Below are 22,362 nucleotides of genomic sequence, written 5' to 3'. Positions count from 1 at the left end.
GGCAGCTAGATTATTTACGAAAGGCATCAAGGATATAGGTGAAACCAACAATTAAAAATGCAAAGGCAACGACATAAACGACAAAGACACTTGTAGCTACTGGATTGAACAAAATCACTAGACCTAGTAAAAATGCAAGCAACGCTATCCACATGATATGGTTGCCAATAATAGGGAAAATCAATCCCAGACGATTGCCTTTAAAGAAAACTATAATGGCTTCTACAATTAACCAAATTCCTAAAATAGTTGGAATGACAACTGGCAGCGTCACAAAGCCATAGGCAACGAGGTAAAGAGCTAAGAGAAGATTAACAATCCCTTGGAAAAGATGAGCTGGTGAGCGAAGCTCTTTTGGTACAGAGAAATAGCCTAAAATAGCTGCTATAGAAGAAACCAGTAAACCAAATGCAATCCACCAGCTGTAAGCAACAAGATTAGCTACTGGGTTTGTAAATAGGAAAAGTCCTAAAAGGACAAAAACAACTCCTGCAAGGAATAGCAGTAAACGATTAGAAAATTTCATTTCAATACCCCCTATATAGTATAGTATAGTTTGATAATAAAAATATTATACACCTTTTTAGAGGAAATGTCAATAAACAAAATGGAAAATTTGGAAGTTTCAGTCTGATTTATGAAAAGAAAATCAGTTTTTATTATTTTGAAAATAAAAAGAGAAGATAAAATTTGTCTTCTCTACATGAAAATATTGTATGGAATCAAAGCAAAAGTAACTGGCTTTACACTATTTGTAAAGATGTAATTTGATTCAAAAAGAAAAGATAGATTTAAAATGTGGGACAAATGATGGGGTAAATCAGTTATAGACAAGCAAAAAAAGCCTTGATTTACAAGGCTTTTTCCTGTTGTATTTAGATGCCCCCTACAGGGATCGAACCTGTGACCCACGGATTAAGAGTCCGCTGCTCTGCCAGCTGAGCTAAGGAGGCAAAGAAAAAAGCTGTATTGGTGCCGAAACTTCACGGTTTGTATTGAACCCGCGCAATTAAGCAGGTGGGCAACTCGCTCTAACTGAAGCTGTTTCCGTGTGAGACGGCCTACATGCTGTTAGAAGACTTTTGTTTCCCTAATAATACAAAAAATAGTCGGTCAACACTTAAGTGTGAAGTCGTACACCACAGCGTTTCTATGTTTATATGATACCACTTTTTCAAAAAAAATCAAGAGGAAAGTGCAATTTTTTGAAAAGGATTTCAGATTTTTCGCAAACGGTCGATAGCTTCCTTTCTTTGAGCCAAAGCCCGTTCATATTTACCAGTATCTTCTGCTTGGAAATAGTGATGATTACGAATTTTTTCTGGCAGATAGTCTTGCTTGACCCAATTTCCAGGATAGTTATGTGGATAGAGATAGTCTTGGGCATTCCCTAGTTCCTTGCTTCCACTGTAGTGCCCATCACGCAAGTGTCGCGGAATAGGCAAGTGCCCTGATGTTTTGAGGTCAGCAAGTGCCTTATCCATAGCTACATAGGCTGAGTTGGATTTTGGAGAAAGGGCCAAATCAATCACGACATTGGCAATGAGAATGCGGGCTTCTGGGAACCCAATCTTCTGGGCAGCATCAAGAGCAGTCACGGTGTGAATCTGGGCTTCAGGATTGGCCAAACCGATATCTTCATAAGCGATAACAGTCAAACGACGAGCGAGACTTGGCAAATCACCAGCCTCAATCAAGCGGGCGGCGTAGTGGAGGCTGGCATCGACATCTGAGCCACGGATGGATTTTTGTAGAGCGGAGAGAACATCATAATGCCCGTCCCCATCCTTGTCCATAGTAATATAGCTCCTCTGTAGGCTATTTTCCATGATGTCAAGTGTTATATAGTGAATGCCTTTATCATCTGCTGGAGTCGAAAGAACAGCCAAGTCCAGTGAATTAAAAGCAGAACGAAGGTCTCCATTTGTAGAGGTCGCGATGAAATCCAGTGCATCATCATCTAGCTCAACTGGGAAATCAAAACCACGCTCAGGGTTACTTAGAGCTATCTGAATCGCTTCTTTGACATCTTGATTGGACAAGGGTTCCAATTCAAAAATCTGGACGCGACTGCGAATGGCTGGAGTGACAGAGAAGAAAGGATTTTCAGTCGTAGCCCCAATCATGATGACCAGTCCACTTTCCAAGAGGGGAAGAAGAAAATCTTGCTTGGTCTTGTCAAGCCGATGAATTTCGTCCAGTAGGAGAACCAGTCCTCCTGAGAATTTAGCTTCTTCAGCGATTTCTTGGAGACGTTTTTTACTATCAACAGTGGCATTGAAGGTCCGAAAGGCATACTTGGTGGTTCCAGCGATGGCAGAGGCAATACTGGTTTTTCCGATACCCGGAGGTCCGTAGAGAATCATGGATGACAGGCGGTTGGCCTCCACCATGCGGCGGATGATTTTTCCAGGTCCGACCAGATGCTCTTGACCGATGACCTGGTCGATGGTTTTAGGGCGCATGCGAAGCGCGAGATTGTCAGGCATAGCAGTCCTTTCTAACATGGATTTTCTGATGTATATGTGGTAAGATGGTAGTATCTATTTTAGCATAATTCCGAGTATTCGGGGCGATTTAAGAGTCGCATAGAAAGAGGACAAAATGGCAACATACGGATTTTTAGATGTTTTAGAGGAAGAGTTGGAGAAGAACTTTCCCTTTGATTTTGAAATTAGTTGGGACAAGCGCAACCACGCGGTTGAAGTGAGTTTTCTATTGGAAGCGCAAAATGCTGCAGGTGTGGAGATGGTGGATGAAGACGGAGAGGTCTCATCAGATGACATTCTCTTTGAGGAAGCAGTCCTTTTTTACAACCCTGCCAAGTCAACGGTTAATGAAGAAGACTATCTCACGGTCATCCCTTACCTACCGAAGCAAGGTTTTTCTCGTGAATTTTTAGCTTATTTTGCGCTATTTCTTAAAGATACTGCAGAGGTTGGACTAGATGCCCTCATGGACTTTTTGGAAGACCCAGAAGCAGAAGAATTTGTCATGGAATGGAACCAAGAAGTCTTTGGAGAAGGAAAAGTTGGCTTGGAAGAGGGAGAATTTTATCCTTATCCAAGATACTAGGGATTATTGGGAGAGTTTATGAAAAAAATTGTGACGTATTTGATTCAGACAGTGTCTGTTCTTGTGATGATGCTAGCTTTTGCTTGTGGAACAATCGCATTTGCAGAGTTGGGGTATTCCGCAGTTTTAGTCTTTACTTTTGGTTATGCATTCGCTCTTCTAAGCATGTATGTAATCTTTATTCTTCATGAGCTTGGTCATGCATTTTGTGGTTATCTGACAGGCTATCGTCTGGTGGCTTTTGGATTAGGGAACTTTCTTTTAACCAAAAAGTCAGGAAGGCTTCATCTTAGTCGAACAGCAGTTATAAAAAATGTTGGTGCTCAGTATATTGGTTTAAAAGAGAATGAAAGTGATCAAAGAATCATCTTGATGCTTTCAGGAGGCTTGATAGTTCACCTTTGCTTGATATTATTGGCAACACTTTTTGGTTTTTTGACAACAAACTGGTATTTTGCAGGCACTTGGATTTGTCTAAATTTATCTCTTCTTCTATTCAATGCTCTGCCAGTTGGGATTACCGATGGAGCAAAAATTTGGGAATTACTACAACACCCTGAAAATACGAAATACGCCTACCTGATGTTGAGGCATTCTGCCCAGACCTTGCTAGCTCCTCAAGAATATGACTTGAAAGACTTTATCATGTCTGTTGATGAGGATGTGAGAGGGAGTTTTGCAGAAAGTGTTCAGACTCTTCAGGGATTGGTATTCATATTGGATGATAATATAGAGCTTGCAAAGCAACAGTTGCAGTCTGTGCTAGAGAAAACAGACAATCCAATGTCTAAAACTAGCTCTCAATTATACCTTCTTCAAGTTGCTCTGATGGAAGGAGATAATAAGAAAGCGGAAGAATATGCAAGTATTCGAGGGGTCAAATCCTTTTTATCTATAAAAACAGCAGATATGCAGGTCATTCAAGCTTGGTATCAATTTAAGGTAAAGAAAGATGTAGTTCAAACTCACAAGGCTATGAAGATTGCTAGACAGAAAATGAATAGTAGCCGAATGTTACGGGATGAGAAAATCTATTATCAAAATTGGTTAGCAGAGCTGGAAAAGGAAATGTTAGAAGGAACTGAAGATGAAACTAGAAATTTCTGATTTCACAGGCTGTAAGATTGCTTTGTTTTGTGGGGATAAGCTCTTGACTATCTTACGCGATGATAAGGCAAGTATTCCCTGGCCCAATATGTGGGAACTGCCAGGTGGTGGAAGTGAAGGCGATGAAAGTCCTTTTGAGTGCGTGGCGCGTGAAGTTGATGAAGAACTTGGTGTTTATCTGACTGAGGATTGTCTGCTTTGGAGCAAGGTTTACCCAAGTATGCTCTATGAAGGTCGGCACTCTGTCTTTATGGTTGGTCAGCTAAGTCAAGAACAGTTTGACAATATCACCTTTGGTGATGAAGGACAGGGCTATCAGCTCATGAATGTTGAGGAATTTCTTAGTTCTAGTCAAGTTGTCCCTCAGTTGCAGGATAGAGTGAGAGATTATTTGGAGGAAGTTCGATAAATGGAAAAGCGTAGCAAAAATATCAATATGTTTCTCATGGATGGTGAAGTGACTGGAAAAATCAAATGTACTTTGTCAAATTGGACGGGGGTGATTTACAAAATACCTCGTATTCAGTTGGGAGATTTGAAGTCTCGTGATGAAATGAAACAAAGTGGTATTTATTTCTTATTTGGTCGAGATGAAGATAAACAGAAAGATGTGACCTATATTGGTCAGGCGACAACTCGGAAAAATGGTGAAGGGGTATTGTTGCGAATTCAAGAGCATACCCGCGATACTCACGCAGATTATTTTAATGACGTCATCATTCTAACAACTCAAAATAATTCTTTTGGTCCAACAGAAATTAGCTATTTGGAAAATAAATTTACTCAACTTGCTAAAGAAGCTGGTCGCTACATTGTGAAAAATAGTAATGATCCAAATCCTGGTAATGTAAGTGAGGAAAAGGAATCTGAACTGAATGAAATTGTTGAAAATACGCTAATGATTATTGGAACTTTAGGTTATCGTGTTTTTGTTCCAATGACAAAGAAAGTTAGTCAAGATTTGACTGATAATCATTCAACCTATCTTTATTTAAAGCGTAAAACTAAGAAATCTAACAAAGTAATAGAAGCAACTTGTGAACGGACAACTGAAGGTTTTGTTGTTTTAGAAGGAAGTCAAGTAGAAATAAAGGATTCTCCATACCTTCCAGCAAGTTTAAAAGAAATGCGTCAGAATTTAATAGCTTCTCGGGTCATTCAAGATGGAGTGTTAAAGGAAAAACAACTCTTTTCTAGCCCTTCTTATGCAGCAGCTTTTTTGCTGGGTATGCAAACGAACGGTCGAACTGATTGGAAAGATCAGGATGGAAGAACTTTAAAAGAATTAGAAGAATTAATAGATTGATAAGGAAAAAATTTATGGAAACATGGCAAGAGTTAAAAGTTACAGTCAAGCGTGAGGGAGAGGAGTTGGTTTCCAATCTCTTGATTGAGCTAGGAGCGCAAGGTGTTGCGATCGAAGATAGTATGGACTATGTGGGAAATGTGGACCGTTTCGGCGAGATTTTCCCAGAGGTCGAGCAACAAGATGAAATCGTTGTGACGGCCTACTACCCTGATACGGTTGATGTGGCAGTGGTTGAAGCAGATTTGCAGGCTCGTCTAGCAGAATTGACAGATTTTATGGATTTAGGAGATGTCAAGATGGGTACGACTAACTTGGCTGAGGAAGACTGGGCAGACAACTGGAAGAAATACTATGAGCCAGCTCGTATCACCCATGACTTGACCATTGTGCCGTCCTGGACGGACTACGAGGCGACTGCTGGAGAAAAGATCATCAAGCTGGATCCTGGGATGGCTTTTGGTACTGGGACGCATCCAACGACCAAGATGAGCCTCTTTGCCTTGGAGCAGGTTCTTCGTGGTGGCGAAACGGTGCTGGATGTAGGAACTGGTTCAGGGGTTCTCTCCATTGCAAGCTCGCTGCTTGGTGCTAAGAAAATTTTCGCCTATGACCTGGATGATGTGGCGGTTCGGGTGGCTCAGGAAAATATCGAACTCAACCCTGGCATGGAAAACATCCATGTTGCTGCTGGAGATTTGCTTAAGGGTGTGGAGATTGAAGCAGATGTCATTGTGGCCAATATCTTGGCGGATATTCTCATTCATCTGACAGACGATGCTTATCGTTTGGTCAAGGACGAAGGCTACCTCATCATGAGTGGGATTATCAAGGACAAGTGGGACATGGTGCGCGAGTCAGCTGAGTCAGCTGGATTTTTCCTTGAAACCCACATGATTCAAGGGGAATGGAATGCCTGTGTCTTTAAGAAGACTAAGGATATTTCAGGTGTGATTGGAGGCTAACATGCAGCAGTATTTTGTCAAAGGCAGTCCTATCTCTCCTGTCACCATTGAGGACAAGGAAACCAGCAAGCACATGTTTCAGGTCATGCGCTTGAAAGAAGGTGATGAGGTTACCTTGGTCTTTGAGGATGGTATCAAGCGTTTGGCGCGCGTGCTAAATGTGGAAGCTCGTCAGTTTGAATTGCTCGAAGAATTAGCTGATAATGTAGAACTACCAGTCCAAGTCACCATCGCATCAGGCTTTCCCAAGGGAGACAAGCTGGAGTTCATCACTCAAAAAGTGACGGAACTGGGAGCTAGCCAAATCTGGGCTTTTCCTGCTGACTGGTCGGTCGCCAAGTGGGATGGTAAGAAATTGGGTAAAAAGGTTGAAAAACTAGAAAAAATCGCCCTTGGAGCGGCAGAACAAAGCAAGCGTAATCTGGTCCCAAGTATTCAGCTTTTCGAGAAAAAAGCAGATTTTCTAGCACAGCTGGACCAGTTTGACTCAATTGTGGTGGCTTATGAAGAATCAGCAAAAGAGGGAGAAGCCTCTGCGCTTCTGCAAGCAGTCACTGGTCTTGCAACAGGAGCCAAATTGCTCTTTATCTTTGGCCCAGAAGGCGGTCTCTCACCTGCAGAAATCGAAAGTTTTGAAGCCAAAGGAGCTGTTCTTGCAGGACTTGGTCCAAGGATTCTTCGAGCGGAAACAGCACCGCTTTATGCCTTATCAGCCCTTAGTGTTTTAGTAGAATTAGAGAAATAAGAGGAAGAAAATGGAACAAAAACACCGTTCAGAATTTCCAGAAAAGGAACTTTGGGATTTAACCGCCCTATACCAAGACCGTGAGGATTTCTTGCGAGCAATCGAGAAGACTCGCGAAGACATCAACCAATTTAGCCGTGATTACAAGGGCAATCTTCACACTTTTGAGGATTTTGAGAAGGCCTTTGCAGAATTGGAACAAATTTACATTCAGATGAGTCATATTGGTAATTACGCCTTTATGCCTCAGACGACAGACTATAGCAATGAAGATTTTGCCAACATTGCCCAAGCTGGGATGGAATTTGAAACAGATGCCAGTGTAGCCTTGACCTTCTTTGACGACGCTTTGGTAGCAGCAGACGAGGAAGTCTTGGACCGTTTGGGTGAACTGCCACATTTGACAGCAGCTATTCGTCAGGCTAAAATCAAAAAAGCCCACTATCTTGGGGCAGATGTGGAAAAGGCCTTGACCAATCTGGGTGAAGTTTTCTACAGTCCACAGGATATTTACACCAAGATGCGAGCTGGGGATTTTGAAATGGCTGACTTTGAGGCCCATGGCAAGACCTACAAAAACAGCTTTGTAACTTATGAGAATTTCTACCAAAACCACGAGGACGCTGAAGTTCGTGAGAAATCCTTCCGTTCCTTCTCAGAAGGACTTCGTAAGCACCAAAATACAGCAGCTGCAGCCTATCTAGCTCAGGTTAAGTCTGAAAAACTATTAGCAGATATGAAGGGCTACGACTCAGTTTTTGACTATCTTCTGGCTGATCAAGAAGTGGACCGTGCCATGTTTGACCGCCAGATTGACCTCATCATGAAGGACTTTGCACCAGTAGCTCAGAGATACCTCAAGCATGTTGCCAAGGTAAATGGTCTTGAAAAGATGACCTTTGCAGACTGGAAATTGGACTTGGACAGCGCTCTGAATCCTGAAGTGACTATTGACGACGCCTATGATTTGGTCATGAAGTCGGTAGAACCTTTGGGGCAGGAATATTGTCAGGAAGTTGCTCGCTATCAAGAAGAGCGCTGGGTGGACTTCGCTGCCAATAGTGGCAAGGATTCTGGCGGTTATGCGGCGGATCCATATCGCGTGCACCCTTATGTCCTCATGAGCTGGACAGGTCGTTTGAGTGATGTCTATACCTTGATTCATGAAATCGGGCATTCTGGTCAGTTTATCTTTTCAGATAATCACCAAAGTTACTTCAATGCCCACATGTCGACCTACTACGTCGAAGCGCCATCAACCTTTAATGAATTGCTTCTCAGTGACTACTTGGAGCACCAGTCTGATGATCCTCGTCAAAAACGCTTTGCCCTTGCTCACCGCTTGACAGATACCTACTTCCATAATTTCATCACCCACCTCTTGGAAGCAGCCTTTCAGCGTAAGGTTTATACATTGATTGAAGAAGGGGAGACCTTTGGAGCAAGCAAGCTCAACAGCATTATGAAGGAAGTTTTGACAGATTTCTGGGGAGATGCCATTGAAATTGACGACGATGCGGCCTTGACTTGGATGCGCCAAGCTCACTACTACATGGGCTTGTATAGCTACACCTACTCTGCTGGTCTTGTCATCTCGACAGCTGGCTACCTCCATCTGAAACATTCAGAAACCGGAGCTGAAGATTGGCTCAATCTTCTTAAATCAGGTGGTAGTAAGACACCGCTTGAGTCAGCCATGATTATCGGAGCGGATATCTCAACAGACAAACCACTCCGTGATACCATCCAATTCCTGTCAGACACAGTTGACCAGATTATTGCCTACAGTGCTGAGTTGGGAGAGTAAAGAAACAGGATGTCAGAATTAAACCTACTATAGAGTATGTGCTGAATTCGGATTTTAAAGAACAGAAAGTCATCTTCGGATGACTTTTTGATAAGTTACTAGAAATCCAGAGGTACTTTAGATGCATAAGATGCATAAAGAATTACAAAGAAAAGTGACAGAAGAAAAACCAAGCTATAGCCGAGAAGAAATTCAGTGGCTGCTTGAGCATTTGGGAGATCCCTCTCCAGAAATTCGAGACGAACTTGTTTTTACGAGTTTAGCTAGGGGCCTTCAAGAAGAGTTGTTTTCCCTTGAGCAGTTTCAGTTTATCTCAGAAGGGGTTTCCTCTGATGAAGGTCTATACAAAGAAATTGATAGTAGAGGGGTCTCGGCTCTTAAACGTTCTTTTAGGGCGCTTATTTATGCCAATCTACTGTCCTGCGATGGTACTAAGGAATCACTTTATTACCAGCAATTGTCTTCTCCTATCAGGATTACCATGCTAGATCAAGGCTTACACTATCTTACAAAGGAAAAAGAGACGACGGGTTACTCTCATCAGTTTGGGTGGATCCACGCATTTGCGCATGGGGCTGATCTCTTGACGGAAGTTATATGCCATCCTAGCTTTCCAAAGTCAGATATAGCCGAAGCATTTGAAATCATTGGGAAAATCTTTAAACGTGTTGAGATTCGTTTTACAAATGATGAAGATTGGCGGTTAGCGAGAGTACTTTATGAACCAATCTTACGAGGGAAAATCGAATCGTCTCTCCTCACTGCTTGGCTGCAAACAGTCGAATTTCCCTTGAAAGAAGTAAATGATTTCCATAAATTTTCCAACTTCAGATCCTGTTTGCTGGAAACTTACCTTCAACTAGACTGTCATAAACTTTTACAAGATGACTTGAAAGAAGCTATTCAATCTTTTCAGTACTAAGGATAAGCGAGTTGTTTCATGATTTTCAAATAACTTTCCAGTCAATTTTCTTGAAACCCTTTCCTTCTTTTGATAGACTAATACATAGTTTAAAAAAAGGAGACTTATCATGAAAAAATTTGTTGCTGAATTAATCGGTACATTTATGCTTGTGTTCATCGGAACAGGAGCTGTTGTTTTTGGAAATGGTGTTGAAGGTCTTGGACACCTTGGAATTGCTTTTGCCTTTGGTTTGGCAATTGTAGTCGCAGCTTTCTCAATCGGAACTGTTTCAGGTGCTCACTTGAACCCAGCTGTTTCGATCGCTATGTTTGTAAACAAACGTTTGTCATCTTCAGAACTTGTAAACTACATCCTTGGACAAGTAGTTGGAGCTTTCCTTGCGTCAGCTGCAGTATTCTTCCTCTTGTCTAACTCAGGTATGTCAACTGCTAGTCTTGGTGAAAATGCCTTGGCAAACGGTGTCACTGTCTTTGGTGGATTCTTGTTTGAAGTCATCGCAACTTTCTTGTTTGTCCTAGTTATCATGACTGTAACATCAGCAAGCAAAGGCAATGGCGCAATCGCTGGTTTGGTGATTGGTTTGTCATTGACAGCCTTGATTCTTGTGGGATTGAACATTACTGGCCTTTCAGTTAACCCAGCTCGTAGCTTGGCACCTGCCGTCTTGGTAGGTGGCGCAGCCCTTCAACAAGTATGGATTTTCATCCTTGCGCCAATCGTTGGTGGCGTTCTTGCAGCCCTTGTTGCGAAAAACTTTCTTGGAACAGAAGAATAATTGAAATTCAAAAAGCCTTGCTCCTCAGTTTGAGGAACAGGGCTTTTTCGTATCTGTTTAACGGTTGTCAATTTTCTCTGGATAAAGGTCGTGTTGAAAGAGGCGTTGTTCTGCCAATCCTTCATACTTAGTTCCAGGTTTACCGTAGTTGTAGTAGGGGTCGATTGAGATGCCACCGCGCGGAGTGAATTTTCCCCATACCTCTAAATAGCGAGGGTCTAGCAAGTTGACCAAGTCTTTCCCGATGGTGTTGATACAGTTTTCGTGAAAATCCCCATGATTTCGGTAGCTAAAGAGGTAGAGTTTGAGGGATTTTGACTCGACACAGAGCTTGTCAGGAATGTAGGAAATATAAATCGTCGCAAAGTCTGGCTGAGCAGTGATTGGGCACAGGGAGGTAAATTCAGGACAGTTGAATTTAATAAAATAGTCATTTTCAACATGACGATTGTCAAAAGATTCGAGGACTTCTGGTTGATAGTCAAAAATGTAGTTGGTTTCTTTGTTGCCGAGGAGGCTAAGGTTTTTCATTTCTTCTTGTTGTGACATGATTTTTTCTTTCTAATTTAAACACCACGTTGGTTGTCGTAGAGGAGGGTATGAAGTTGAGGAAGGACGCGGACATTGCCCCAGCTATCGTCAGCAGCGACGCGTTCCCAGAGTTCTTTGAGGCGATCTAGTTGGTCTTGGACAATATTGCCTGTAGCCTTGGGCTCAGGATTTCCAGCCGATAAGAAGAGGACATCTGGTTGGTAGCGTTCTTGAATCCCTTTAGCAAAGGCCAAATCAGCATCATCAAAGACAGGAATTTTAAAGGTGACCTTGTCTGGATCTAGTTGGGAAACGATAAAGTCCAAGGTCTCGAAGTTGATTTCCATCTTGGATGAAGGAGGCTTGGGACTCAGGGTGACCTGATCGATATCTTTTAACCAATTTTGCCAGCGGGAGCCTTGGGTCTCAACTGCCAGAGTGACACCACGTTCCTTGAGCTTAGTGACCAGTTGAGCCATGTTAGCTGCTAGGATAGCAGGATTTCCCCCAGATAGGGTAACGTAGTCGTAGCTTCCTAGTTTGTCTAAGGCAGCAATGACTTCGTCAGCGGTCATGCGAGTTGGTTTTTCAGAACCATCCCAAGTAAAGGCAGAGTCGCACCAGTCGCAGTGGTAGTCGCAACCAGCAGTGCGGACAAACATGGTTTTCTGCCCAATAGCACGACCTTCACCTTGAAAGGTTGGGCCAAAAATTTCCAGAACTGGTAGTTTGAGGACACGTTCCCTAGTCATCTAACCACTCCCGTCTAAACTCTGCAAAGGCAGTCGGAGTTTCATAGAGGCGAACGTATTCCAAACGGAGACCGCGCTCGTCTGGCAACTCTTGACTCATGGTTTGGAAAATCCAGTAAACCATGTTTTCAGCAGTCGTGTTCATATAGGGCAGGGTTTCATTGAGATAGCGATGATCTAGGTGGGGCTCTAAGAAGTTCTTGTAGATAGCTTTGATGTCTCCAAAGTCGTAGGTCATGCCCCGTTCATCTAAAAATCCACTGACAGCGATTTGCAAATGATAGGTGTGTCCGTGCAGGGATTTGCATTTTCCCTCATAGTGAAAGAGGTGGTGGGCAGCATCGAAGGTAAACTCTTTTGATACCAAGGTTCTGTGAGGATTGTAGACAAGAGATTCCCCAGTTTCCTGTTTGATTTCTTTGGGAGCAAAAAACATTAGCCCTCTCCTTTCTGTGAGAGATAAACATCAAGGCCATGCTGACGTAGGTGGCAGGCTGGGCAATCTCCACAGCCACTTCCAATAATTCCGTTGTAGCAGGTCAAGGTCTTTTCACGAACATAGTCAAAGGCACCGAGTTGGTCGGCTAATTCCCAAGTTTCAGCCTTGTCCAGCCACATGAGAGGTGTTTGGATAACAAAGTCGTAATCCATGGCAAGGTTGAGAGTAACATTAAGGGATTTGACAAAGACATCCCGGCAGTCAGGGTAGCCTGAAAAATCTGTCTCACAGACACCTGTCACGATGTCTTTAATGTCCCGTTGTTTGGCAAGAACTGCCGCAAAGGACAGAAAGAGGTGGTTGCGACCGTCAACGAAGGTATTGGGAACCTCTCCCTCTTTTTGCTCGATTTCCATATCAGAAGTCAAGGCATTTTCAGTGATTTGTCCCAGCAGAGACATATCTAAGATGTGATGACGGATTCCCTGTTCCTTAGCGATTTCTCTAGCAACTTGAATTTCGAGATGATGGCGTTGGCCGTAGGCAAAGGTGACGGCTTCGACTGTTTTATAGTGTTCTTTAGCCCAAAAGAGGCAGGTTGTGGAATCTTGACCGCCGCTAAAGACGACCAAGGCTGAATGACGTTTCATAGTACTCCTTCTAAAATGGGAAATGTTCAGAGCACGCAAAAAGCTCCCTTGAGGGGAGCTAAAAAATACCAAGTAGAGGTTTTTTTTAGCGATGGCATGTCCCAAACATCGTAATATTCTACCTACAGTCTAGCATATTTTTTGAAAAATGGCAAAGGGTAAGAAAAAAGAGACCAAATGAAGTACATGGTCTCTCGTGTGATTAGCTCAATTCAGCAACGATGGCCTTGATTTGTTCTGCTGTGTGAACACCTGCAACTTGTTTCACCACTTGGCCGTCTTTTTTGAAGAGAAGGGTTGGGATAGACATGATTCCAAAAGCACGAGCTGTATTTGGATTTTCATCAACGTCCATTTTAACGATTTTCAAGACATCTTCTGAAAGTTCTTCAGACAATTTATCCAAGATTGGACCTTGCATACGACATGGACCACACCAAGTTGCCCAGAAGTCTACCAAGACCAAACCGTCTTTTGTTTCTTGTTCAAATGTTGCATCTGTAATTGCTTTTGCCATTGTATTTCTCCTTTTTTAGTTATATTGGCTTAAATCTTGTTTCATGAGATAGAAGAAAACATCTCCATAAGTCCCATGGTAGTCCAAATCATGACCATTGTAGGTTAATTTTTGGACAGTATAGTAATCAGCAACGCCGATGAGGCAGGCGTGTTGAGAACGTTCAAAGTCTTGGTAAGACTCGAAAGTCATAGTTCTCTCTTGCTTACTGGCGTCTAGATAAGTAATTTCGATCATATAAAACTCCTTTGTTCGATCTTGACTTTATTGTACTCCTTGAAAAGAGGAATGTCAAGAAAAATGATTGCGCACGCAACTTTTTTAAAAAATCTGATTAAGAAATGAAATCAAGACTCGTTTCCAGTCTTTCTTCGACGGCTTTTTGCAGGTAAGCTAGGGTGGTTTGTCCCTCGTCAGTCAGGCAGATAAAACTAGCCCGTCTATCCTGATCGCAACATCTGCGACTAAGCAAACCGCAGTTTTTCTCTTCTAATCGTGCCACCATTCGAGAAACAGCGCTCGGACTGAGATGGAGTTTATCGGGTAAATCAATCTGTCGTAAGGATTTTTCATCGGCTAGATCCAAATAGTAGAGCAGGTAAAACTCTTTCAAGTTCAGCCTTTGTTCACTCTGCTGGGCAATAGTTTCTTCCAACAAGGCTTCCATTTCTTTTTGATGGCGGTTGTAGTCAAACCATTTTTCTAAGTAGGTCATTGCTTTCTCCTTTCTTTTCAAAGTAAAATCACAAAGTCATTACTGACTGTCTTTGTAGCATAAAATGATTGCGCATGCAATGATTATACTACTTTTAGCTAATCCTTGCAAGAAAGAAAAATTTCGGCATTTCCTTGAAATTTCCTGAAAAAAGAGTAAACTGGTATGCAAGAATTCTATTTCAAGGAGTTTGAGATGAAGTTATATGTTCAATTAATGATTCTCTTTGTGATTTCTCTAATCGGTGAGGGAATCTCCAGTTTCTTTCATCTGCCTATCCCAGGCAGTATTATCGGTTTGATTATTCTTTTTCTAGCCCTGCAGTTCAAGTGGCTGAGAACGAGGCATGTCAATATGGTCGGGAATTTCTTGCTGGCCAATATGACCATTCTCTTTTTGCCGCCAGCAGTGGGTATCATGGAAAAGTTTGATGTGATTGCTCCCTATCTCTTGCCCATCGTTTTGATTGTCTTTTTTGCGGCTGTGATTAATATTATCCTCATCGCCCTAGTGGTTCAGTTTATCAAGCGACGGTTTGAGGGAGATTATGAGAAAGGAGACGCCAAATGAGTGAATTTGTATCCAATCCTCTGTTTGGGATCGCCTTATCTATCCTAGCTTATCTAGCAGGAATGTTGATTTACAGACGTTTCCCCCATCCATTGACAACGCCTTTGCTTTTGTCGGCAATTTTTATCATTATTTTCCTAAAGGTAACGGGTATTTCTTATCAAGATTACTACCAAGGTGGGGTTTATTTGAACAACTTGATTGTCCCATCGACGGTGGCTCTAGGGATTCCGCTTTATAAGAGTTTTCATCTGATGAAGCACCATGCGCGGAGTATTCTCTTTGGTAGTCTGCTAGCAGTAGTTGTCAATACTTGCTTTACTGCCATAGTAGCGAAAATATTTGGCATGGACTTTTTCCTAGCCATTTCTCTCTTTCCCAAGTCAGTGACAACCGCCATGGCAGTGGGAATCACAGAAAAATTGCAAGGCTTGACGACTGTGACCTTGGTCGTCGTAGTAGCAACTGGGATTTTGACTAGTGTTATTGGACCAACCCTTTTGAAGTGGTTGAAAATTGATGATCCAGTGGCTGTAGGTCTTTCCCTTGGAGGGACAGGTCATGCTGTCGGAACGGGTACGGCCTTTCGATACGGCTCTGTAGCAGGCGCCATGGGTGGCTTGGCTATCGGTGTCACCGGTATTCTCTATGTTTTTGTCAGCCCTCTTGTAGCTAGTTTGATATTGAGTTAAAGTATAGAAAACCCAGCTCTTGTAAGCTGGGCATTTTTTATTGCAAATTAACCTTGTTTTTCAAGATATAGTAGGTTCCGAGGTAATAGATAGTCGCTAGAATAGCGTCTTTAATAATATCAACTGTTATTAGTAAATTGAAGTTGTCATCAACTCGCAAGAAGATGGAAATATAGCCAATCACGATGTTAAGCACGATATAGGCTAAAATTCCCATAGCGGTACGATACTCGTTAAATAGTTGACCAATTGAGATACAAAGGTAAATAGATAAAATCCAAGTAATTGAACCGACCAGAAGAGAGAGGGCATAGAGCCAACCGTAACCGAGATAAGGAGAGATAAATCGATAGAGGAGTGGCAAATCTTTCACTACAGGGGTGAGTGAGAAGATAATAATGATACTCAAGATAAATACAATATAGCTTATGATTGACCAAATGAGAGCACCCAGTAATTTGGCGGTGATGATCTGGTGTTCAGAGACGGGCAGAGTCAATGTCAGATAGCCCTGACGATCGTAGACACTTCCCTTGAAGCGTCGAACGATTAGAAAGATAGTCGCGATCCAGAGAGTAACGCTGAGCCCACCAAAAACTAAGATCAGAAAGCCTAACAGATAGTAGGGATCATTACCATAGCTAGTGTAGGTCTGACTAATGCCAGAAATGGATGCACCAATCAAAACCGAAATTGCAAGCACAGCACCGTAGAGAGCTAGATACCATTTGTTAACATTTTTAAATTCATAACGAACTAAATTCCAAAACATAATAATCTCCTTTAACTAAGCTTTGAACTCCTGGCGGAAGAGCTGGTCAATCGACTCACCTGACTCATAACGAATATCATCAACATTTCCTTGACGGACAACTTTTCCGTTATTTAGGAAGATGATTTCATCCAAGATCGGCTCAATATCTGAAATCAAGTGGGTAGAAATCAAAACAGTTGAAGTTGGTGAGTAGTTGTTGATGATGGTGTTCAAGATATAGTCACGGGCAGCTGGATCCACACCACCAATAGGTTCGTCGAGCACGTAGAGACGAGCTTCACGGCTCATAACCAGGATGAGCTGAACCTTTTCCTTGTTTCCTTTTGACAATTTCTTGAGACGACTGTTTTCATCAATGCCAAGATCTGTTAAAAGATGCTGAGCCCGCTCAAGATTGAAATCTTGGTAGAAAGTTTTAAAGTAGGTCAGTGCTTCTTTGATTTTCATCTGTTCATTCAGATAAGTCGTGTCTGGTAGATAAGAGACAATGGCCTTGGTAGCAGGACTCGGATCCATGTTGTTAATGAGGACACGACCTTGGTCTGGTTGGAGAAGTCCGTTGATCAGCTTGATCAAGGTTGTTTTTCCAGATCCGTTTGGACCGAGAAGCCCGACGATTTTTCCAGCGGGAATCTCAAGGGAAACATTGTTAAGGGCTGCTGTAGCCCCATAGGATTTGGATACATTTTCAAATGCTAGTAATGTCATAATTTTACACTCCTTTGATGTATTCGCTAAGCACACTTGGCAGTTCTTCTTTTTGATAGCCGAATTGAAGCATGCCCGTTACAAAGTTTTTCAGTTGCTCCTCAGAAAGCTGTTTGCGGGACTGAACGATGAGATCTAAGTCCTCAGTGACAAAACGACCAGTAGTCCGCTTGCTATAAACGAAGCCCTCGCGCTCAAGGTCAGACAAGGCGCGCTGAATTGTGTTGGGATTGACCCCAGCCTCGCTCGCTAGTTCCCTTACGGTTGGGAGCTGTTGGTTGGGTTCCAGTTCATGGGAAACAATCTGTAATTTGATTTTTTCCATAATCTGCAAATAAATGGGTTTTGTATTATCAAATGACCAGGACATCATAGTCTCCTTTCTTTTTCTTTATTGTTCTAATTAAATAATACAATAAAACAAAAAACTTGTCAAGTAAAAATAAGAATTGTTTTGGGAATTGCTCAAAAAATGGTATAATGAAAAGAAAACGACAAGGAGGGAAATGCATGCGTTGTCCAAAATGTGGGGCTACCAAGTCTAGTGTTGTTGATAGTCGACAAGCCGAAGAAGGAAACACCATCCGTCGAAGACGTGAGTGCGACGAGTGTCAGCATCGTTTTACAACCTATGAACGAGTAGAAGAAAGAACGCTGGTTGTCGTCAAAAAAGACGGTACGCGAGAGCAGTTTTCGAGAGATAAAATCTTTAATGGGATTATTCGCTCAGCCCAGAAGCGTCCTGTGTCAAGTGATGAAATCGGCATGGTGGTCAATCGTATCGAGCAAAAGCTCCGTAGTCGCAGTGAGAATGAGATCCAAAGTGAATATATTGGCTCTTTAGTCATGGAAGAATTGGCAGAGCTTGATGAGATTACCTATGTTCGTTTTGCCAGTGTTTACCGTAGCTTTAAGGATGTGAGTGAGTTGGAGAGTCTGCTCCAGCAGATCACCCAGTCCTCTAAGAAGAAAAAGGAAAAGTAAATGAAGCCAAATGACCGTTTTTCTTTTCTAAAGAATAATCGGGTGTCGCAAGATACCTCTTCTCTGGTGCAGTGCTACCTCCCGATTATCGGTCAGGAGGCACTGAGCCTCTATCTATATGCTATTACTTTTTGGGATGGTGGGCAAAAGGAGCACCTCTTTGCTAATATTCTTAATCATTTGAACTTCGGGATGAATACGCTCCTCCAGTCTTTTAAAATCTTATCTGCTGTGGACTTGTTGACTCTTTACCAGAAGGGGGAAGTCTATGAATTGCAGCTTCATTCTCCCCTTTCCAGTCAGGAATTCCTAAGTCATTCTGTCTATAGTAGACTATTGGAGAAAAAGATTGGGGATACAGCTGTTTCTGCCATGAAGCAGGCTCCAAGTGAGGGAGAAGTACTCTCGGTTTCTTTGAGTCAAGTCTTTCCAACCCTGACCGAAGAAGTGACCCCAAGCGAGTCTAAAAGCAAGTTAAAAAATGATTTTGATTTGGAACATTTTCAGCGCCTGATGGCTCGAGATGGCTTGCGTTTTGAAGACGAGCAAACGGATGTTTTGGAATTGTTTGCCATCGCAGATGAAAAAAAATGGACCTGGTTTGAAATCTATCAACTAGCCAAGGCGACAGCTGTAGCTCAGGTTATTTCAGTCAAACGCATGCGTGAAAAGATTGCGCAAAAGCAGGTTTCTTCTGACTTTAGCCCCAAAGAAATGACCATTATCAAGGAAGCCAAAACCAAAACTCCCCTACAATTTTTAGCGGAAATCAAGCAAACTCGTAAGGGGAACATCACCCAGAGCGAACGGGAACTTCTTCACCAGATGGCATCTTTAGGCTTGTTGGACGAAGTCATCAATATCGTCTTACTTTTAACCTTTAACAAGGTTGATTCGGCCAATGTCAATGAAAAATACGCCATGAAGGTCGCAAATGACTATGCTTATCAAAAAATTCGGACAGCAGAAGAAGCTGTGCTTCGGATTCGAGAGCGTCAGCAAAAAGGGCAAGAAGACCAGAAATCGAAAACTAGCTCGACTAAGACAAATGTTCCCAAGTGGAGTAATCCAGAATATAAAAATCAAACCAGTGAGGAAACTCGTCTGGAACTCGAACGCAAAAAACAAGAAATGTTAGCCCGATTAGAAGAAGGAGGAGACTAGATGGAAAGTGTTGGCGACGTTATCAAACGTCAGACAAGTCGTTTTCAGTATCAGGACCTAGTCCAGCAGATTATGAAAGACCCAGATGTGGCGGCTTTTATCCAGAAAGAATCCCTCAGTCCAGAGGAGTTGAATCGTAGCATCTCCAAGTTCAATCAATATATTACAGAACGGGATAAGTTTCTTCGTGGGGATGCGGACTATATAGCGCGTGGCTACAAGCCTATCTTGGTTATGAATCACGGATATGCGGATGTGTCTTATGAAGAAACACCAGAACTAATCGCGGCAGAAAAAGAGGCTGCAATTAAGAATCGTCTCAAGTTGATTAATCTACCAGCAAGTCTCAAGAAAGCGAAGTTGGCTCAGATTGACCTGGATGATCTAGGACGCTTGCCGATTTTTGAGAGACTCTATTCCTTTGTTGACCTTTACCCAAACATCCGAAAAGGCCTCTATCTTTACGGAGATTTTGGTGTCGGAAAGAGTTTCATGATGGCGGCCTTGGCTCACGACCTATCTGAAAAACGTGGGGCATCAACGACGATTCTCCACTATCCAAGTTTTGTCATTGATGTAAAAAATGCCATCGGTGAAGGATCTGTGAAGGCCTTGGTGTATGACATCAAGTTAGCAGAAGTCCTGGTCTTGGATGATATTGGTGCAGAACAGTCTACCCCTTGGGTGCGTGATGAGATTCTTCAAGTCATTCTCCAGTATCGCATGCAGGAAGATTTGCCGACCTTCTTTACTTCCAACTTTAATTTCCAAGATTTGGAAAAACATTTTGCCAAAGGAAAGAATGGAAATGACGAGACTTGGGAAGCTAGACGGGTTATGGAGCGAATCCGTTATTTAGCAGAGGAAACGAGACTAGAAGGAGAAAATCGCCGATGACAGAAACCATTAAACTGATGAAAGCTCATACTTCAGTTCGTCGTTTTAAGGAGCAAGAAATTCCTCAAGCAGACTTGGAAGAGATTTTGACTGCTGGACAAATGGCGTCATCTTGGAAAAATTTCCAATCCTACTCTGTGATTCTTGTGCGCAGTCAAGAGAAGAAAGATGCCTTATATGAGTTGGTTCCGCAGGAAGCCATTCGCCAGTCAGCTGCCTTTTTGCTCTTTGTCGGTGACTTGAACCGAGCTGAAAAGGGAGCGAGTCTTCATACGGATACTTTCCAACCTCAAGGAGTGGAAGGCCTCCTTATCACGTCTGTAGACGCGGCGCTTGCTGGTCAAAACACCTTGCTTGCAGCAGAGAGTCTGGGATATGGTGGTGTGATTATCGGTTTGGTCCGTTACAAGTCGGAAGAAGTGGCAGCGCTTTTTAACCTGCCTGACTATACCTACCCTGTTTTTGGGATTGCCCTTGGCGTACCAGATCAACAACACGAAGTCAAACCAAGACTGCCTTTGAACCAAGTGGTATTTGAAGAAGAATACCAAGAACAGCCCGTAGCATCGATTTTGGACTATGACCAAGTACAGGCGGACTATGCTGGTGCGCGTGCGACGACCTCTTGGAGTCAGCGTTTAGCAGAGCAGTTTGGTCAAGCCGAACCTAGTTCAACTCGGAAAAATCTAGAACAGAAAAAGTTATTGTAGAAAGTGAGAAAACATGGCCTTACCAACTATTGCCATTGTGGGACGTCCCAATGTTGGGAAATCAACTCTATTTAATCGGATCGCTGGTGAGCGGATCTCAATCGTAGAAGATGTCGAGGGTGTGACACGTGACCGTATCTATGCAACGGGTGAGTGGCTCAATCGTTCCTTTAGTATGATTGATACTGGAGGGATTGACGATGTCGATGCTCCCTTCATGGAGCAAATCAAGCACCAAGCAGAAATCGCTATGGAAGAAGCTGATGTCATCGTTTTTGTGGTGTCTGGGAAAGAAGGAATCACGGATGCAGATGAGTACGTAGCTCGCAAACTCTATAAAACCCATAAACCTGTTATCCTTGCCGTTAACAAGGTTGACAATCCTGAGATGCGAAATGACATCTATGATTTCTATGCTCTGGGCTTGGGTGAACCGCTGCCAATTTCGTCTGTCCACGGTATTGGAACAGGGGATGTGCTCGATGCCATCGTGGAAAATCTACCACACGAAGTCGAAGAAGAAAATCCAGACGTGATTAAATTTAGCTTGATTGGTCGTCCTAACGTTGGAAAATCAAGTTTGATCAACGCCATTTTGGGAGAAGACCGCGTGATTGCTAGCCCTGTAGCTGGTACAACTCGTGATGCCATTGATACCCATTTTACAGATGCGGATGGCCAAGAGTTTACCATGATTGATACAGCTGGTATGCGGAAGTCTGGTAAAGTCTATGAAAATACGGAGAAATACTCTGTTATGCGTGCCATGCGTGCCATTGACCGTTCTGACGTGGTCTTGATGGTCCTCAATGCCGAAGAAGGTATTCGTGAGTACGACAAGCGTATCGCAGGTTTTGCCCACGAAGCAGGTAAAGGGATGATCATCGTGGTCAATAAGTGGGATACTCTTGAGAAAGACAACCACACCATGAAAAAATGGGAAGAAGATATCCGTGAGCAGTTTCAATACCTGCCTTACGCACCGATTGTCTTTGTATCCGCGCTTACCAAGCAACGTCTCCATAAATTGCCTGAGATGATCAAGCAAATCAGTGAAAGTCAAAATACCCGTATCCCATCAGCTGTCTTGAACGATGTCATCATGGATGCCATTGCTATCAATCCAACACCGACAGACAAAGGAAAACGCCTCAAGATTTTCTACGCAACCCAAGTGGCAACCAAGCCACCAACCTTTGTCATCTTTGTCAACGAAGAAGAACTCATGCACTTCTCTTACCTGCGTTTCTTGGAAAATCAAATCCGCAAGGCCTTTGTCTTTGAGGGAACACCGATTCACTTGATTGCGAGAAAACGGAAATAAACGGCTCTTTGTTAACTGTAGTGGGTTGAAGTCAGCTAAGATCGAGAAAGGACGAATTTCGTCCTTTCTTTTTTGATGTTGAGAGCGATGAAAATCCTTTTTTTGAAGTTTTCAAAGTTTCGAAAAGCAAAGGCTTGCGTTTGATAAGTTTGATGAGATTATTGGTCACTTCTAATTTGGCGTTGGAATAGGGTAATTGGAGAGTGTTGACGATCTTTTCTTTATCCTT

At 42.7% G+C, this 22,362-nt stretch carries 28 protein-coding genes, 1 tRNA gene and 1 pseudogene; 16 read left to right on the top strand and 14 right to left on the bottom strand.

What is annotated here, in order from left to right; translation table 11 throughout:
* Window positions 1–10: 10 nt before the first annotated feature.
* The 3 genes from HMPREF0850_RS10610 to HMPREF0850_RS10600 form a co-directional block, all read right to left on the bottom strand.
* Window positions 11–526, bottom strand: coding sequence for a DUF308 domain-containing protein (locus tag HMPREF0850_RS10610; RefSeq protein ID WP_000672740.1), 516 nt, complete (start codon window positions 524–526; stop codon window positions 11–13).
* 354 nt (window positions 527–880) lie between these two features.
* Window positions 881–953: transfer RNA gene (locus HMPREF0850_RS10605), tRNA-Lys, on the bottom strand.
* A gap of 264 nt (window positions 954–1,217) precedes the next feature.
* A complete protein-coding gene (locus HMPREF0850_RS10600; RefSeq protein ID WP_001113190.1) occupies window positions 1,218–2,489 on the bottom strand; it encodes a replication-associated recombination protein A in 1,272 nt (423 codons plus the stop codon).
* 115 nt (window positions 2,490–2,604) lie between these two features.
* Here HMPREF0850_RS10600 and HMPREF0850_RS10595 point away from each other — a divergent pair, with 115 nt between their 5' ends.
* The 9 genes from HMPREF0850_RS10595 to HMPREF0850_RS10555 all read left to right on the top strand — a co-directional run bounded on the left by HMPREF0850_RS10595 (window position 2,605) and on the right by HMPREF0850_RS10555 (window position 10,705).
* The gene (locus tag HMPREF0850_RS10595; protein WP_000257124.1) at window positions 2,605–3,075 is read left to right on the top strand and encodes a DUF3013 family protein; all 471 of its coding nucleotides are present in this window, start codon (window positions 2,605–2,607) and stop codon (window positions 3,073–3,075) included.
* A gap of 18 nt (window positions 3,076–3,093) precedes the next feature.
* Entirely contained in the window at window positions 3,094–4,182 is a 1,089-nt protein-coding gene (locus HMPREF0850_RS10590) for a M50 family metallopeptidase (RefSeq protein WP_000725249.1), read from the top strand.
* On the top strand, window positions 4,163–4,591 hold the full coding sequence (locus HMPREF0850_RS10585) for an NUDIX hydrolase (RefSeq protein WP_000764132.1): 429 nt from the start codon (window positions 4,163–4,165) through the stop codon (window positions 4,589–4,591). Before HMPREF0850_RS10590 ends, HMPREF0850_RS10585 begins: the two co-directional genes overlap by 20 nt.
* Window positions 4,592–5,488, top strand: a complete 897-nt coding sequence (locus HMPREF0850_RS10580) for a GIY-YIG nuclease family protein (protein ID WP_000415573.1) — start codon at window positions 4,592–4,594, stop codon at window positions 5,486–5,488.
* Between the two features lie 14 nt (window positions 5,489–5,502).
* Entirely contained in the window at window positions 5,503–6,453 is a 951-nt protein-coding gene (gene prmA / locus HMPREF0850_RS10575) for a 50S ribosomal protein L11 methyltransferase (RefSeq protein ID WP_000451137.1), read from the top strand.
* Window position 6,454: 1 nt separating this feature from the next.
* The gene (locus HMPREF0850_RS10570; RefSeq protein ID WP_001188232.1) at window positions 6,455–7,198 is read left to right on the top strand and encodes a 16S rRNA (uracil(1498)-N(3))-methyltransferase; all 744 of its coding nucleotides are present in this window, start codon (window positions 6,455–6,457) and stop codon (window positions 7,196–7,198) included.
* 10 nt (window positions 7,199–7,208) lie between these two features.
* A complete protein-coding gene (gene pepF / locus HMPREF0850_RS10565) occupies window positions 7,209–9,005 on the top strand; it encodes an oligoendopeptidase F (protein WP_000435595.1) in 1,797 nt (598 codons plus the stop codon).
* A gap of 130 nt (window positions 9,006–9,135) precedes the next feature.
* Window positions 9,136–9,927 carry a DUF2785 domain-containing protein gene (locus tag HMPREF0850_RS10560; protein ID WP_009014059.1) on the top strand — a complete coding sequence of 264 codons (792 nt, stop codon included), beginning with the start codon at window positions 9,136–9,138 and terminating at the stop codon, window positions 9,925–9,927.
* A gap of 109 nt (window positions 9,928–10,036) precedes the next feature.
* The gene (locus HMPREF0850_RS10555; protein WP_000714830.1) at window positions 10,037–10,705 is read left to right on the top strand and encodes an MIP/aquaporin family protein; all 669 of its coding nucleotides are present in this window, start codon (window positions 10,037–10,039) and stop codon (window positions 10,703–10,705) included.
* A gap of 57 nt (window positions 10,706–10,762) precedes the next feature.
* Here the strand turns inward: HMPREF0850_RS10555 and queF are convergent, their stop codons facing one another.
* The 7 genes from queF to HMPREF0850_RS10520 form a co-directional block, all read right to left on the bottom strand.
* Window positions 10,763–11,254 carry a preQ(1) synthase gene (queF, locus tag HMPREF0850_RS10550; RefSeq protein WP_000082579.1) on the bottom strand — a complete coding sequence of 164 codons (492 nt, stop codon included), beginning with the start codon at window positions 11,252–11,254 and terminating at the stop codon, window positions 10,763–10,765.
* A gap of 17 nt (window positions 11,255–11,271) precedes the next feature.
* Window positions 11,272–11,988, bottom strand: coding sequence for a 7-carboxy-7-deazaguanine synthase QueE (gene queE / locus HMPREF0850_RS10545; RefSeq protein ID WP_000196467.1), 717 nt, complete (start codon window positions 11,986–11,988; stop codon window positions 11,272–11,274).
* Window positions 11,981–12,424 (bottom strand): 6-carboxytetrahydropterin synthase QueD, encoded by a 444-nt coding sequence (gene queD / locus HMPREF0850_RS10540; protein ID WP_000464571.1) that lies wholly within the window; start codon window positions 12,422–12,424, stop codon window positions 11,981–11,983. Before queD ends, queE begins: the two co-directional genes overlap by 8 nt.
* Entirely contained in the window at window positions 12,424–13,077 is a 654-nt protein-coding gene (gene queC, locus HMPREF0850_RS10535) for a 7-cyano-7-deazaguanine synthase QueC (protein WP_000820635.1), read from the bottom strand. The genes queD and queC overlap by 1 nt, the downstream gene beginning before the upstream one ends.
* A gap of 202 nt (window positions 13,078–13,279) precedes the next feature.
* Window positions 13,280–13,594: a thioredoxin gene (gene trxA / locus HMPREF0850_RS10530; protein WP_001029581.1), complete on the bottom strand. Its 315-nt coding sequence runs from the start codon at window positions 13,592–13,594 to the stop codon at window positions 13,280–13,282.
* 15 nt (window positions 13,595–13,609) lie between these two features.
* Window positions 13,610–13,831, bottom strand: coding sequence for a DUF4649 family protein (locus tag HMPREF0850_RS10525; RefSeq protein ID WP_000570263.1), 222 nt, complete (start codon window positions 13,829–13,831; stop codon window positions 13,610–13,612).
* A gap of 97 nt (window positions 13,832–13,928) precedes the next feature.
* Window positions 13,929–14,309 carry a MarR family winged helix-turn-helix transcriptional regulator gene (locus HMPREF0850_RS10520; protein WP_000221641.1) on the bottom strand — a complete coding sequence of 127 codons (381 nt, stop codon included), beginning with the start codon at window positions 14,307–14,309 and terminating at the stop codon, window positions 13,929–13,931.
* A 195-nt stretch (window positions 14,310–14,504) separates the two neighbouring features.
* Here HMPREF0850_RS10520 and HMPREF0850_RS10515 point away from each other — a divergent pair, with 195 nt between their 5' ends.
* Complete coding sequence (locus HMPREF0850_RS10515; protein WP_000781325.1) at window positions 14,505–14,879, top strand: CidA/LrgA family protein; 375 nt, start codon at window positions 14,505–14,507, stop codon at window positions 14,877–14,879.
* On the top strand, window positions 14,876–15,571 hold the full coding sequence (locus HMPREF0850_RS10510) for an LrgB family protein (RefSeq protein ID WP_001288929.1): 696 nt from the start codon (window positions 14,876–14,878) through the stop codon (window positions 15,569–15,571). The genes HMPREF0850_RS10515 and HMPREF0850_RS10510 overlap by 4 nt, the downstream gene beginning before the upstream one ends.
* Window positions 15,572–15,608: 37 nt before the next feature.
* Here HMPREF0850_RS10510 and HMPREF0850_RS10505 read toward each other — a convergent pair whose 3' ends face one another.
* The 3 genes from HMPREF0850_RS10505 to HMPREF0850_RS10495 are packed head-to-tail and all read right to left on the bottom strand — an operon-like array spanning window position 15,609 to window position 17,424.
* Complete coding sequence (locus HMPREF0850_RS10505; RefSeq protein WP_000498779.1) at window positions 15,609–16,343, bottom strand: hypothetical protein; 735 nt, start codon at window positions 16,341–16,343, stop codon at window positions 15,609–15,611.
* A gap of 15 nt (window positions 16,344–16,358) precedes the next feature.
* Window positions 16,359–17,054 carry an ABC transporter ATP-binding protein gene (locus HMPREF0850_RS10500; RefSeq protein ID WP_000173162.1) on the bottom strand — a complete coding sequence of 232 codons (696 nt, stop codon included), beginning with the start codon at window positions 17,052–17,054 and terminating at the stop codon, window positions 16,359–16,361.
* Between the two features lie 4 nt (window positions 17,055–17,058).
* Entirely contained in the window at window positions 17,059–17,424 is a 366-nt protein-coding gene (locus HMPREF0850_RS10495) for a GntR family transcriptional regulator (protein ID WP_000119121.1), read from the bottom strand.
* A gap of 140 nt (window positions 17,425–17,564) precedes the next feature.
* Here HMPREF0850_RS10495 and nrdR point away from each other — a divergent pair, with 140 nt between their 5' ends.
* From nrdR to der, 5 genes are read left to right on the top strand one after another with little or no spacing between them, the layout of a single operon-like run.
* Window positions 17,565–18,038, top strand: coding sequence for a transcriptional regulator NrdR (gene nrdR, locus HMPREF0850_RS10490; protein ID WP_001203676.1), 474 nt, complete (start codon window positions 17,565–17,567; stop codon window positions 18,036–18,038).
* On the top strand, window positions 18,039–19,202 hold the full coding sequence (locus HMPREF0850_RS10485) for a DnaD domain protein (protein ID WP_000803917.1): 1,164 nt from the start codon (window positions 18,039–18,041) through the stop codon (window positions 19,200–19,202).
* Complete coding sequence (gene dnaI / locus HMPREF0850_RS10480) at window positions 19,203–20,099, top strand: primosomal protein DnaI (protein ID WP_000446486.1); 897 nt, start codon at window positions 19,203–19,205, stop codon at window positions 20,097–20,099.
* Window positions 20,096–20,809, top strand: coding sequence for an NADPH-dependent oxidoreductase (locus tag HMPREF0850_RS10475; RefSeq protein ID WP_000140832.1), 714 nt, complete (start codon window positions 20,096–20,098; stop codon window positions 20,807–20,809). Before dnaI ends, HMPREF0850_RS10475 begins: the two co-directional genes overlap by 4 nt.
* A 13-nt stretch (window positions 20,810–20,822) precedes the next feature.
* Window positions 20,823–22,133: a ribosome biogenesis GTPase Der gene (der, locus tag HMPREF0850_RS10470; protein ID WP_001207692.1), complete on the top strand. Its 1,311-nt coding sequence runs from the start codon at window positions 20,823–20,825 to the stop codon at window positions 22,131–22,133.
* A 35-nt stretch (window positions 22,134–22,168) separates the two neighbouring features.
* Here the strand turns inward: der and HMPREF0850_RS0103405 are convergent.
* A pseudogene (locus tag HMPREF0850_RS0103405) lies at window positions 22,169–22,362 on the bottom strand (transposase); the annotation flags it as partial.

It is taken from the genome of Streptococcus sp. M143, assembly GCF_000162495.1.
Classification (GTDB): domain Bacteria; phylum Bacillota; class Bacilli; order Lactobacillales; family Streptococcaceae; genus Streptococcus; species Streptococcus dentisani.
This window is presented reverse-complemented; position numbering and strand designations above follow the sequence as displayed.

Excerpts from the sequence above, each read along its gene's own strand:
- queC (WP_000820635.1), bottom strand. The coding sequence starts at position 13,077 with ATGAAACGTCATTCAGCCTTGGTCGTCTTTAGCGGCGGTCAAGATTCC.
- HMPREF0850_RS10610 (WP_000672740.1), bottom strand. The coding sequence starts at position 526 with ATGAAATTTTCTAATCGTTTACTGCTATTCCTTGCAGGAGTTGTTTTT.
- queF (WP_000082579.1), bottom strand. The coding sequence starts at position 11,254 with ATGTCACAACAAGAAGAAATGAAAAACCTTAGCCTCCTCGGCAACAAA.
- dnaI (WP_000446486.1), top strand. The coding sequence starts at position 19,203 with ATGGAAAGTGTTGGCGACGTTATCAAACGTCAGACAAGTCGTTTTCAG.
- HMPREF0850_RS10580 (WP_000415573.1), top strand. The coding sequence starts at position 4,592 with ATGGAAAAGCGTAGCAAAAATATCAATATGTTTCTCATGGATGGTGAA.
- HMPREF0850_RS10525 (WP_000570263.1), bottom strand. The coding sequence starts at position 13,831 with ATGATCGAAATTACTTATCTAGACGCCAGTAAGCAAGAGAGAACTATG.
- prmA (WP_000451137.1), top strand. The coding sequence starts at position 5,503 with ATGGAAACATGGCAAGAGTTAAAAGTTACAGTCAAGCGTGAGGGAGAG.
- HMPREF0850_RS10520 (WP_000221641.1), bottom strand. The coding sequence starts at position 14,309 with ATGACCTACTTAGAAAAATGGTTTGACTACAACCGCCATCAAAAAGAA.
- HMPREF0850_RS10475 (WP_000140832.1), top strand. The coding sequence starts at position 20,096 with ATGACAGAAACCATTAAACTGATGAAAGCTCATACTTCAGTTCGTCGT.
- queE (WP_000196467.1), bottom strand. The coding sequence starts at position 11,988 with ATGACTAGGGAACGTGTCCTCAAACTACCAGTTCTGGAAATTTTTGGC.
- HMPREF0850_RS10510 (WP_001288929.1), top strand. The coding sequence starts at position 14,876 with ATGAGTGAATTTGTATCCAATCCTCTGTTTGGGATCGCCTTATCTATC.
- HMPREF0850_RS10560 (WP_009014059.1), top strand. The coding sequence starts at position 9,136 with ATGCATAAAGAATTACAAAGAAAAGTGACAGAAGAAAAACCAAGCTAT.
- HMPREF0850_RS10515 (WP_000781325.1), top strand. The coding sequence starts at position 14,505 with ATGAAGTTATATGTTCAATTAATGATTCTCTTTGTGATTTCTCTAATC.
- HMPREF0850_RS10595 (WP_000257124.1), top strand. The coding sequence starts at position 2,605 with ATGGCAACATACGGATTTTTAGATGTTTTAGAGGAAGAGTTGGAGAAG.
- HMPREF0850_RS10485 (WP_000803917.1), top strand. The coding sequence starts at position 18,039 with ATGAAGCCAAATGACCGTTTTTCTTTTCTAAAGAATAATCGGGTGTCG.
- queD (WP_000464571.1), bottom strand. The coding sequence starts at position 12,424 with ATGTTTTTTGCTCCCAAAGAAATCAAACAGGAAACTGGGGAATCTCTT.
- HMPREF0850_RS10505 (WP_000498779.1), bottom strand. The coding sequence starts at position 16,343 with ATGTTTTGGAATTTAGTTCGTTATGAATTTAAAAATGTTAACAAATGG.
- HMPREF0850_RS10590 (WP_000725249.1), top strand. The coding sequence starts at position 3,094 with ATGAAAAAAATTGTGACGTATTTGATTCAGACAGTGTCTGTTCTTGTG.
- HMPREF0850_RS10570 (WP_001188232.1), top strand. The coding sequence starts at position 6,455 with ATGCAGCAGTATTTTGTCAAAGGCAGTCCTATCTCTCCTGTCACCATT.
- HMPREF0850_RS10495 (WP_000119121.1), bottom strand. The coding sequence starts at position 17,424 with ATGTCCTGGTCATTTGATAATACAAAACCCATTTATTTGCAGATTATG.
- HMPREF0850_RS10585 (WP_000764132.1), top strand. The coding sequence starts at position 4,163 with ATGAAACTAGAAATTTCTGATTTCACAGGCTGTAAGATTGCTTTGTTT.
- pepF (WP_000435595.1), top strand. The coding sequence starts at position 7,209 with ATGGAACAAAAACACCGTTCAGAATTTCCAGAAAAGGAACTTTGGGAT.
- trxA (WP_001029581.1), bottom strand. The coding sequence starts at position 13,594 with ATGGCAAAAGCAATTACAGATGCAACATTTGAACAAGAAACAAAAGAC.
- nrdR (WP_001203676.1), top strand. The coding sequence starts at position 17,565 with ATGCGTTGTCCAAAATGTGGGGCTACCAAGTCTAGTGTTGTTGATAGT.
- der (WP_001207692.1), top strand. The coding sequence starts at position 20,823 with ATGGCCTTACCAACTATTGCCATTGTGGGACGTCCCAATGTTGGGAAA.
- HMPREF0850_RS10555 (WP_000714830.1), top strand. The coding sequence starts at position 10,037 with ATGAAAAAATTTGTTGCTGAATTAATCGGTACATTTATGCTTGTGTTC.
- HMPREF0850_RS10500 (WP_000173162.1), bottom strand. The coding sequence starts at position 17,054 with ATGACATTACTAGCATTTGAAAATGTATCCAAATCCTATGGGGCTACA.
- HMPREF0850_RS10600 (WP_001113190.1), bottom strand. The coding sequence starts at position 2,489 with ATGCCTGACAATCTCGCGCTTCGCATGCGCCCTAAAACCATCGACCAG.